This is a genomic window from Bacillota bacterium (assembly GCA_012837285.1).
Classification (GTDB): Bacteria; Bacillota; DTU030; order DUMP01; family DUMP01; genus DUNI01.
This window is the reverse complement of record DURJ01000201.1, coordinates 1-2,341: the sequence shown is the minus strand read 5'-3', so window position 1 is coordinate 2,341 and position 2,341 is coordinate 1. Positions and strand designations below refer to the sequence as shown.

The following is a 2,341-nucleotide window of genomic DNA, read 5'->3' as shown; positions in this document are numbered from 1 at the left end:
GTTAATACGTGGACGCATTTCTTGACCTTTATTGCTGGTATTGCAGGCTTGATAGCTTTGGTTGTCTTGAGTAAGGGCGACCGAGCGAAAGTTATTACTATGTCTATCTACGGGGTCAGCTTGATCGCGCTTTATGGGGCCAGTTCGTTGTATCATTGGATTAAAACCACGCCTGGGAAAGAAAAGTGGCTGAGGAAATTGGACCATGCAGCCATTTACTTTTTGATTGCCGGGTCATATACACCCGTACTTTATTATGGTTTACCCCGCACCTGGAGATGGACTATGCTAACTGTAATCTGGGTCCTGGCTATTTTAGGTATCGGCTTCACCTTTTGGCGCGTTTTTAAGTCCCGCCGGCTGTCAGCTATATTCTATTTGCTCTTGGGTTGGATAGCGGTGATACCGTTCCCGCAACTGATAAGGCATCTACCCACAGCAGCCATTATATTGATGGTAGCCGGGGGAATTGCCTATTCGGTAGGGGCGATTATTTATGCCACTAAGTGTCTCAACTTTTTCCCGGGGCGCTTTGGTTTTCACGAGATTTTCCATCTGTTTATATCCGCTGGCAGTGTTCTTCATTTTATTATGATCCGATGGTACATTGTACCGCTATAGGATAGTGCAAAGAAGGGTTTTAACAGCTAGGACTAGAATAGCAGATATTGCGCGATATATTACCAGGAGGTGCTTAGGCTGAATATTGAGTTTTTAGGCCATGCTTGCTTTCTTATTGAAGCAGGCCCACATACTGTGCTCACCGATCCTTTCTTAACCGGTAACCCTAAAGCAGCCAAAAAGGCGAAGGATGTGCGTCCGACCCATATTTTGGTATCCCATGCTCACGGCGACCATCTGGGCGATGCCAAAGCTATAGCTAAGGCCAGTGGGGCCACGGTGTATTCCACCTTTGACCTGTGCCAGTCGTTGGAAAAACAAGGGATTGCTACTGTTGGCGGTAACATTGGCGGAAAACTGCCAGCCGATTTTGGCAGTGTGAAACTGGTCCCGGCTATCCACAGTAGCGGTTTGCCTGGCGGCATTGCCTGCGGCTTTGTGGTGGAAATTGCCGGCAAGAAGATCTACTTTGCCGGTGACACAGCTCTGTTCGGCGATATGGCTTTCTTAGCTAAGGAAAACATTGATGTGGCCTTGCTCCCCATCGGCGATTATTTCACTATGGGCCCGGAAGATTCGGTTCACGCCGTGGGGCTAATTAAACCCAAACACGTCATCCCCATGCACTACAACACTTTCCCCCCTATAGCCCAAGATCCAAATGAGTTTAAGAAGCTGGTGGAAAGCGCAACCGATGCCAAGGTGACTGTGCTGGAGCCAGGGAATCGGGCCAGTTTCTAAGTCTTAAAATCAAAGGCGCCTGCTACTGCTGGTTCACCAGCGGGCAGGCGCTGTCTCAATTATGCACCGAGCAGACGCAGGTAGTCTTTTTGGGTTTCTTCTACCCGTTCAGCGATGAATCGGACAAAATCGCTGTCGTTCTCGTGGGCCTTCTCCAGCCGTGAGATGTATTCTCCCCGCAGAATCGGCGGGATAATGGCGATGGTGTAGCCCGCTCTAAGTAAACATAAATTCATGATCAGCCGTGCCACTCGCCCATTACCGTCCACAAAAGGATGGATAAACACGAACTCTTTATGGGCTAAGGCAGCATATTTCACTGGATGATACTTTTGTTCGCCCTCTTTGAGCCGATGGACAAACTCAGCCATGAGCCCCGGCACCACCTGTGGCTCCGGCGGGACATAGTTAGAACCGGAAATGAACACCCGCTCCTCACGATACTTCCCAGCCTGGCCGTCGTTGATCAAACTGTAAAACAGGCGGTGGATGGTTTTGATCTCCTCTTCGCTAATCTCTTTCCCGGCTGCAAGGGAATATATGTAGTCGTAGGCGCGTCCGTGGCCGGTGGCCTCGTAGTAGTCGCGAATAGGTTTGCCGCCCACAGTTAAGCCGTCTTCCAGTACAATTTTGGTCTCGGTCTCGGTGAGGGAGTTACCTTCTAGAGCGTTGCTGGTATACGTTAGCCCAATTTTGTAGTAGCTGCGGAGTTGCTTAAGGAGTTCCCCTTCAAAGGGACGATAACTATTTATCTTGTCCTTTAGTCGATCAATTTCTTGAAAAAGCTCCTTCAAGGAAGTCCTCTCCCTTTTGTTCCTTATCCTAATTTTACCATACGGCCTAACGGAGAGTTGCTAGCATGGGCTTCCTTTTTGCGTCTCTCGGTACGAAGCCGCCAAAGATCGAGCAAAAATATGTTGAAGTCCTCTGCCTCGCGGGATACATTAAGCATGTATTCCAGATAGAACTCCTGATTCTT

At 49.0% G+C, this 2,341-nt stretch carries 3 protein-coding genes; 2 read left to right on the top strand and 1 reads right to left on the bottom strand.

Going from position 1 to position 2,341, the window contains the following annotated elements; all coding sequences use genetic code 11:
• Both GX016_10890 and GX016_10885 read left to right on the top strand, forming a co-directional pair.
• The coding region (locus tag GX016_10890) for a hemolysin III family protein (protein HHT72047.1) at window positions 1-621 on the top strand (621 nt) is incomplete at its 5' end.
• A gap of 78 nt (window positions 622-699) precedes the next feature.
• The gene (locus GX016_10885; GenBank protein HHT72046.1) at window positions 700-1,362 is read left to right on the top strand and encodes a metal-dependent hydrolase; all 663 of its coding nucleotides are present in this window, start codon (window positions 700-702) and stop codon (window positions 1,360-1,362) included.
• Window positions 1,363-1,421: 59 nt separating this feature from the next.
• Here GX016_10885 and GX016_10880 read toward each other — a convergent pair whose 3' ends face one another.
• Window positions 1,422-2,156 (bottom strand): Fic family protein, encoded by a 735-nt coding sequence (locus GX016_10880; GenBank protein ID HHT72045.1) that lies wholly within the window; start codon window positions 2,154-2,156, stop codon window positions 1,422-1,424.
• Window positions 2,157-2,341 lie beyond the last annotated feature (185 nt).